This is a genomic window from Bartonella sp. AU18XJBT (assembly GCF_028618595.1).
Classification (GTDB): domain Bacteria; phylum Pseudomonadota; class Alphaproteobacteria; order Rhizobiales; family Rhizobiaceae; genus Bartonella.
In genome coordinates, this window is sequence record NZ_JAQITE010000044.1 from 1 (window position 1) to 9,169 (window position 9,169).

Sequence of the window (9,169 nt, forward strand, 5' to 3'; positions counted from 1 at the left end):
TTTTAAGTTTTTTCATTGGAGAGTTTGTTATGAAAAAATTATATGCCCCACAAGCAACGAGTGAATTAAAACGTTCTCGTTTTTCTTTTGTTAAAGTTCTTTCGTTGGCTACAGCGGCTACATTTTTATCGAATGTTCCCCCTGTTTTTTCAGCAAATTCTGATTTTAGAAACACATTTCTTGAAGGTGTAAAAAGTACTGGTGTCTTTTATCCACAAAACATTGTCTCTGTTGCTGGTTTGAATGTCTCTTCTGTCTCAAAAGATAATTATTTAACAGCACTCAATAAAGCAGGAGCAGAAAAGGTTAATGCTGCTGATGACTATGCAAATTTTTTAACCAAAACCCTTCCTGGTGTGAGCGATTATCGTCCTGTCGTAAATGTTCTTGCGGCAGAGAGCGAAAATTTATTGGTAAAAAAAACTAGATACAGATGAGCAATACAAAAAGTCTCTCATTGGTCCACGGTTGCTTGTTCGTGATAGCTCTATAGCCCAACCGTTTGTAGAGAATGATGAGAATGCAGCGCCTGTTAATGTTTCTGACCTTTTGCGGAGTGGTTCAACTGAGGGAATGCAACGAGATACACGAGCGAGTAACACTGTTATTCTAGGTGATAGTGCATCTGTAAAAGGGGATAGAGGTATTGCTATAGGCTATAAAGCTCAGACATTAGGCGAGGACGATGCTATTGCTATAGGTTATATGTCTCAGGCTATGGGAAAAAGCAGTGTCGCAATAGGTTCCGAATATAATGAGAAGAGCGGAGGGAAAGATGATCATACAACCGCGAAGAGTGATTATTCAACGGCTGTGGGTGCTGTTTCTAAGGCTTTGGGGTATGGTTCAACTGCTATTGGTCATCGTGCAAAGGCAAGTAATAAGCATGCCATTTCTTTTGGGTTTTATTCGGAAGCCAATGGAGAGGGAGCTATCGCTATCGGTGTCGATTCTAAAGCTACGGTGAGTGATGCTGTTGCTATAGGGAGAGAATCTGTAGCTAATAGGGCTGCTGGTAAGTTTGGCTATGATCCTCGGAAGAAGACTGCCTCAACCGGCACCGATTCGGTATGGAAAAGTACGAGGGGCGGAGTGAGTGTTGGTGATGTTACAAAGAATTTTACACGACAAATTATGGGTGTGTCAGCTGGTACTGAAGATGGCGACGCGGTAAATGTTGCGCAGTTAAAAGCGTTACAAGAATACGTAGACAAAGGTTGGAATGTCTCTGTTGGTGATGCAAATGCTACAGCTGTTAGTGTAAACAAAACATTAGATTTTTCTGCTGAAAGCAGTAACCTTAAGATTACAAAAGGCAAAGACGACAATAAGCTAAAATTTGATCTTGCTAAAGATGTTACGTTGAGTAGTGCAAAAGTTGCAGGAAATACCCTAGACGCAACGGGCTTAGTAATTACTGGAGGTCCGAAAATAACCACTTCTGGTATTGACGCTGGTAGTAAGAAGATAACAGGCATTCAAAATGGCACCCTCACAGCAGAATCGACCGAAGCTGTCAATGGTTCCCAACTTTTAGCAACAAATACTGAAATTGCTAATGTAAGAGATAGTCTCCTTGTTAAGCAAGAAGCAGAGATGACTTTATCGCGCAGTCTGCGTAATGGAGGAGCAGGTCTTATCACGATTGGTAAGGGAACTGGTGGTACCGAAATCAGTATTCTAAATAAGGATGATGGAGCCAGGAAGCTTTCTGGTTTACTTGGCGGGGCAATCAGTGAAGCTTCAGACGAAGCCGTAAGTGGTGCTCAGCTTCATAGTTTAGGGAGCAGTGTTGCAAAATCTTTAGGCGGTAACGCTAGTTATGGGGATGGCACATGGACCACTCCTACCTTCACGGTTAAGAGCGTGAACGAAGATGGCGAAACAGAAAACGAAGAATATTCTGATGTTGCGAGTGCTTTTGCCGGTGTTGGCACTTCTATCACAAATGTAAAAAAAGAGATTACCAATCAGATTACTAATGCGAAAAATGATTCTTTGAACTGGAGCGAAGAGGAGAATGCGTTTGTAGCGCAGCATGGAGAAGAAAAAAGCAGCAGCAAGATAAAATTCCTTGCCAATGGAGACATTACTTCAACCTCAAGCGATGCTGTAGCGGGCAATCAGCTTCATACCCTAGGGAGCAGTGTTGCAAAATCTTTAGGCGGTAATGCTAGCTATGAGAATGGCGCATGGGGTGCTCCTACGTTTACGGTTAAGAGCTTCACAGAAGAAGGGGATGTTTCTGACTCAACTTATAATGATGTCGCTTCAGCCTTTATCGGTGTTGGTTCTTCATTCGAAAAAGTTAAAGATAAATTCGAGAAAGTTAAGGATGAAATTACCAAAGAGGTTACTGCTGTACAAGGTGACGCTTTGTTGTGGGACAAGGCTAAAGAGGCCTTTGCAGCGACGCATGGAGAAGAAAAAAGCAGCAGCAAAATTACATCACTTGCCAATGGAGACATTACTGCTACTTCAAGTGATGCTGTAGCAGGCAATCAGCTTCATAGTCTAGGTAGCAGTGTTGCTACATATTTCGGTGGTGGTGCTAGCTATGAGAATGGCACATGGACTGCTCCAAAATTCACTGTTAAGTCCGTTAAGGATGATGGCGAAACAGAAAACAAAGAATATTCTGATGTCGCGTCTGCCTTTGCCGGTGTTGGTACTTCTCTCACGAATGTTCAGAATAATTTGACTGAACAGGTTAATAATGTGGTTAACAAAGTAGAAAGCGAAAGCTTTGTTCAGCAAGACGAAACAACGCATCGTCTCACTATTGGCGCAGCAGTAGAAGGCGGAGAAATCAATATCGCCAATAAGAATAAAGAGGATCGAATTCTTTCTGGTGTGAAGGCAGCCACACAAAATAATGAAGCTGTTAACAAAGGTCAGCTTGATGAAAGTTTAAAAAAACTTTCTGATAATCTTCAGTCTGATGAATCAGCCGTTGTTCATTATGATAAAAAAGCTGGAGAAAATGGCGGCATTGATTACACAAGTGTGACCTTTGGTGGTAAAGATAAGACAGTTGTAGGTCTCCATAATGTTGCTGATGGTAAGATTTCCAAGGATTCACATGATGTAATCACGGGTGGACAGGTTAACAAAATCGGTGAGGATGTTGCTAAATTTTTAGGTGGAGATTCTACATTTAAAGATGGATCTCTTACAGAGCCAACATATAAATTATCGCACATTGCCACAGATGGAGTTGTAACAGAGAGTTCGTTCCAAGGTGTTGGTACAGCGTTTAGTGGTCTTGACACGAATATCAAGACTGTGAATCAGCGCATTAAGGAAGTATCTGAAAATGTTGCGCATGATTCTTTATTATGGAATGATGATGCGCAGGCCTTTGTAGCGCGTCATGAAAAGAGCAAAGGCGAAAAAGGTATAGCTGTAGCAACCCAAGAAAACAGCAAGATTACATTTCTTGCGGCAGGAGATATTACGGGAGATTCCACGGATGCAGTCAATGGCTCTCAGCTTCATACATTAGGCACAGGGGTTGCTTCGTATTTTGGCGGTGATGCTAAGTATGAGAATGGTCAATGGACAGCTCCAAGCTTCAAGGTTACAACAGTCAAAGATGATGGCAACTCTGAAGAGAAGAGTTATGGAAATGTAGCTGAAGCGTTAGCGGGTGTTGGCACTTCCCTCACAAATGTAAAAAATGAGATTACCAATGAAATTGCCAATGTGAAAGGCGATAGCCTTGTTAAGAAAGATGCCAATACAAATTTTATTACTATTGGTAAGGAAGTAGAAGGCAGTGAAATCAATATCTCCAATAAGGACCAAGGGGATAGAACGCTTTCCGGTGTGAAAACAGCAACGAAGGACAATGAAGCAGTTAACAAAGGTCAGCTTGATAAAGGTTTGAAAGATCTTTCGAACAGTCTTCAGTCAGATGAATCAGCAGTTGTTCATTATGATAAAAAAGCTGGAGAAAATGGCGGCATTAATTATGAGAGCATAACTTTAGGTGGTAAAGATAAGACAGCTGTAGGTCTCCACAATGTTGCCAATGGTGAGATTGCCAAGGATTCACGTGATGCGATCACTGGTGATCAAATTAATACAATCTCTCAGAATATTGCAGGATTTTTAGGGGGGAATGCATCATTTGAGAACGGTACTTTTAAAGGACCGGTCTATAATTTATCTAGTATTACTTCAGATGGTATGAGCACGCCGATTGCCTTTACTAATGTTGGTTTAGCCTTTGAAGGACTTGATAAGAATATCAAGACTGTGAATGATCGTATTAAGGAAGTCTCAGAGGGCGTTGCGCATGATTCTTTATTATGGAATGATGAAGCCAATGCCTTTGTAGCGCGTCATGAAAAGAAGCAAGAAGAGAAAGGTAGAGCTGTAGCAACCCAAGAAAACAGCAAGATTACATTTCTGCACGCTGGAGATGTTTCTAAGGATTCGACAGACGCTATTACAGGTGGTCAGCTTTATTCAATGGGCGGCGAAATTTTAAAGTATTTGGGCGGTGGAGCTAAGTACGAGAATGGTCAATGGACAAAACCTGATTTCAAAGTTGCACAATTTGGTGCTAATGGCACAAAAGGTGAAGAGAAGACTTATCATAATGTAGCGGAAGCCTTTGAAGGAGTTAACAGCACTTTCACGACTCTTAATGATGAGATTGGTGATGTAAGAGATAGTATCCTTGTTAAGCAAGCAACAGAGATGACTTTATCGCGTAGTCTGCGTGATGGAGGGTTCGGTCTTATCACGATTGGTAAGGGAACCGGTGGCAATGAAATCAGTATTTTGAACAAAGAGAATGGAGGGCGGAAGCTTTCCGGTCTACTGGGTGGGACAATCAGTAAAGATTCAGATGAAGCCGTAAGTGGTGGTCAGGTTCATACCCTAGGAAGCAGTGTTGCAAAATCTTTCGGTGGCGGTGCTAGCTATGAAGGTGGCGCATGGACAGGTCCAAGCTTCAAGGTTACAACAGTCAATTCTGATGGCAAAGATGAAGAGAAGAGTTATGGAAATGTTGCTGAAGCTTTAGCTGATGTTGGTACATCTTTCACAAATATTAACAAAGAGATTAACAAAAACACTACAGAAGTTACTGAAAACATTAAGCAGAATGCGTTGATGTGGAACGAGAAAGAAGGAGTGTTTGTAGCAACGCATGGAGAAGAAAATAGTAAAACCAATAGCAAGATTAAGTATCTTGCGAATGGAGATATAGCTGAAAGTTCCACTGATGCTATTACAGGTAGTCAGCTTCATACATTGGGCACGGGGGTTGCAACTTATTTTGGCGGTGGTGCTGAATATAAGGATGGCAAATGGACCGCTCCAAGCTATAACTTATCCAGTATTGCTAAAGATGGTAAGGTAACAGATAAATCGCATAATAATGTTGGTTCTGCCTTTGAAGGACTTGATGATAATATCAAGAATGTGAATCAGCGGATTAAGGAAGTCTCAGAAGGTGTTGCGCATGATTCCCTGTTATGGAGTGATGAAGTTCATGCCTTTGTAGCGCGTCATGAAAAGAGCAAAGGCGAAAAAGGTAGAGCTGTAGCAACCCAAGAAAACAGCAAGATTACATTTCTTTTAGATGGAGCTATTTCTAAGGATTCTACAGATGCAGTCAATGGCTCGCAACTTTATTCCTTAGGAAAAGATCTTGCATCGTACTTAAACGGTGATGCTAAATATGAGGAAGATCAATGGTCATTGCCTAAATTTAAGGTTACACACCTTAAAGAAGATGGCACCTCAGAAGAGGCAGAGTATGATAGTGTTGCAGAAGCTTTTTCAGGTGTTGGTAATTCTTTCACAAATGTCGTTAAAGACTTTAAAGAACAAGTCACGAACATCACAGAATCTGTGCAAGGCGATGCTTTGTTGTGGGACAAGACTACAGGTGCCTTTGTAGCGCAGCATGGAGAAGGTAAAGAAAGAGCCAACAGCAAGATCACATCGCTGGCTAATGGTTCTATAGTATCAGGCTCGAGTGATGCGGTTAATGGTGGACAGATTTATGATCTGAATCAGACGCTAGCTGGCTATTTGGGTGGTGGTGCTAGTTATAATGAGAAAGGTGAATGGATCTCTCCGAAATTTAAGGTAAAAATTTTCAAAGAAGATGGAGAAGAAGGTGAAGAAGAAAGTAGTAATGTTTCTGATGCATTTGATTTGGTAAACCAATCTTTCACGGATATTCACAAGGAAGTTAACAACAAGATTGAGCAAGTTGTGGGTGATAGTCTTGTTAAGCAGGATGCTGATACAAAGGTTATCAATATTGGTAAAGAGGTAGAAGGTACGAGCATCAATATTGCCAATGAGAGTGGTGTGGATCGGACTCTTTCTGGCGTGAAGAAGGCAGAGAATGACAATGAAGCGGTTAACAAGGGTCAGCTTGATAAAGGCTTGAAAGATCTTTCTGACAAACTTCAATCTGATGATTCAGCTGTTGTTCTTTATGATAAAAAAGATGATGAAAATAGCGCCATTAATTATGAAAGTGTAACTTTGGGTAAAGGTAAAGAAGCAAAAGCTGTTGCACTTCATAATGTTGCTGCTGGTAATATTACAGAGGATTCACGTGATGCGGTCAATGGTGGGCAAATTAATACAATTTCTGGAGATATTGCGAAATTTTTGGGAGGTGCTACAACCTTTACAGATGGTGTTTTCACGGGGCCAACCTATAAATTATCTAAGGTTTCTAAAGATGGTAAGGAAGAGGAAGCTGAATTTAAAGATGTTGGTACAGCTTTTGAGGGTCTTGATACGAGTATCAAGAATGTGAATCAGCGGATCAAGGAAGTTTCTCAAGGCGTTGCACAGGATTCGTTGTCTTGGAGCAAGGATGAGAATGCCTTTATAGCGCAGCATGGAGAAGGAGATGTGAAAGGCAACAGCAAAATTAAGTCTCTTAAGGATGGAGATATTGCTGTTAATTCAACCGATGCCGTGAATGGTTCACAGCTTTATTCTACGAACACTACAGTTTCGGAGTATTTTGGTGGTGATGTTAAGTATGAGGATGGTAAATGGACAAAACCTGATTTCAAAGTTGCACAATTTAATTCTGATGGCACAAAAGGTGATGAACAGAGCTATCATAATGTTTCTGATGCTTTTGAGGGAGTTAATAATACTTTTACGACTCTTAATGGTGAGATTGGGGATGTAAGAGACAGTATTCTTGTTAAGCAGGCAACAGAGATGACTTTATCGCGCAGTCTGCGTGATGGAGGAACAGGTCTTATCACGATTGGTAAGGAAACTGGTGGTAGCGAAATCAGTATTTTGAACAAAGAGAATAAAGGGCGGAAGCTTTCCGGTTTACTCGACGGGGATATCAGTGAAAACTCAAATGAAGCCATAAGTGGTGGTCAGATTCATACCCTAGGGAGCAGTGTTGCTAAATATTTTGGTGGTGGTACTAAATATGAAAGTGGTGCATGGACAGGTCCTACCTTCACGCTTAAAACTTTTACGGCTGATGGTAAAGAAGATGATCCAAAAGACTATTCTGATGTGGCAAGTGCTTTTGCAGGAATTGATGATAATATCAAGAATGTGAATCAGCGGATTAAGGAAGTCTCAGAGGGTGTTGCGCATGATTCCTTGTTATGGAATGATGAAGTTCATGCCTTTGTAGCGCGTCATGAAAAGAGCAATAATGAAAAAGGCAGAGCTGTAGCAACCCAAGAAAACAGCAAGATTACATTTCTTTTAGATGGAGCTATTTCTAAGGATTCTACAGATGCTATTACAGGTGGTCAGCTTTATTCAATGAGCAATACGCTTGCGACCTATTTTGGTGGTGGAGCTGAATACAAGGATGGACAATGGACAGATCCTAGCTTCAAAGTTAAGCAAATCGGCTCTGATGGCGATATTGGTGAGGAGTCCTATAACAATGTAGCAGAAGCTCTTTCAGGTGTTGGTAATTCTTTCAAGAGTATTCATGATGAGATTAGCACTATGATAAGTGGTAGCCTTGTGAAGCAAGAAGACAAAACTAATCGTATTACTGTTGGAGCAGAAACAGATGGTGGTGAAATCAATATAGCCAACAAGAATAAAGAGGATCGGACTCTTTCTGGTGTAAAGAAAGCAGAGAATGATAATGAAGCTGTTAATAAAGGTCAGCTTGATAAAAGTTTAAAAGATCTTTCTGATAATCTTCAATCTGATGAATCAGCCGTTGTTCATTATGATAAAAAAGATGAAGAAAATGGCGGCATTAATTACACAAGTGTGACTTTGGGTAAAGGTAAGGATTCTACAACTGTGGGTCTCCATAATGTTGCGGATGGTTCTATAGCATCAGGCTCGAGTGATGCGGTTACGGGGGGACAGCTTTATACACTAGGGAGCAGTGTTGCAAAGTCTTTAGGAGGAGAAGCTAGCTATGAGAGTGGCAAATGGGTAGCCCCAAGCTTCAAAGTTAAGACAGTTAAAGAAGATGGCAGTGCTGTTGAAGAGAACAGCTATGATGATATAGTTTCGGCCTTTGCGGGAGTAGGTACGTCTTTTGAGAATCTTCAAAAAGAGGTTACTCAAAGCAATACGGATGTTACTGAAAATATTAAGCAGAATGCGCTATTGTGGAGTGATAGTGCAAAAGCGTTTGTAGCGCAGCATGGAGAAGAGGACAGCAAAACAAACAGCAAGATCACATCACTTGCAGCTGGTTCTATAGCATCAGGTTCGAGTGATGCGGTTACGGGAGGTCAACTTTATTCATTGAATCAGACACTAGCAAAGTATTTTGGTGGTGAGATGAAGTATGAAGATGACGAATGGAGTGAACCAACTTTCACGCTTAAAACCTACAATGAAGATGGTACGGAAGGTGATCCACAGGAACATCATAATGTAGCGGAAGCCTTTGCAGGCATTGATAAGAATGTGCAAAACATTGTTAAAGACTTTAAAGAACAAGTCACGAATATCACCCAAGAAGTTCAAGGTGATGCCTTGTTGTGGGACAAGACTACAGGTGCCTTTGTAGCCAAGCATGGAGAAAAGGACGGTGAAAAGACAAACAGCAAGATCACATCGCTTGCGAATGGTTCTATAGTATCAGGTTCGAGTGATGCGGTTAATGGCGGACAAATTTATGATCTGAATCAGTCTCTAGCAAAGTATTTTGGCGGTGATGCTAAGT

At 41.1% G+C, this 9,169-nt stretch carries 2 protein-coding genes; both read left to right on the forward strand.

What is annotated here, in order from left to right:
* On the forward strand, positions 1-437 hold a 437-nt coding region (locus PVV60_RS08615), incomplete at its 5' end, for a hypothetical protein (RefSeq protein WP_273724302.1).
* A 31-nt stretch (positions 438-468) separates the two neighbouring features.
* A partial coding sequence (locus PVV60_RS08620) for a hypothetical protein (RefSeq protein WP_273724304.1) occupies positions 469-9,169 on the forward strand: 8,701 nt, incomplete at its 3' end.